General features: G+C 72.3%; 1 protein-coding gene. It reads right to left on the bottom strand.

All coding sequences use genetic code 11. From position 1 onward, the window contains the following. Window positions 1–224: NF038129 family PEP-CTERM protein (locus tag ACEN88_RS36490; protein WP_413347241.1), on the bottom strand; the 224-nt coding region annotated here is incomplete at both ends.

Below are 224 nucleotides of genomic sequence, written 5' to 3'. Positions count from 1 at the left end.
TGGACCAGGTCACCGCCGCCGCCGGCATTGCCGAACACGAAGGAACCGGGCGCGGTGCCCGTGACCGTGCCCGTCAGGTCCGCCGCGCCGTCCAGCGCGCCCGCCAGGTTGCTCACGATGGCGGTCGCGGCCGGCGCGCCGTCCAGTCCCAGGAAGTACAGCTCCAGGAAAGCCGGCCCCGAACCCAGCGACGCCGTGTCGATGTCGACGTGATAGAGCGGGGT

This window comes from Massilia sp. CT11-108, from assembly GCF_047302915.1.
In the GTDB taxonomy this organism is placed as follows: Bacteria; Pseudomonadota; Gammaproteobacteria; order Burkholderiales; family Burkholderiaceae_D; genus Telluria; species Telluria orientalis.
The sequence above is the reverse complement of the archived record's forward strand: the minus strand, read 5'-3'. Positions and strand labels throughout refer to the sequence as shown.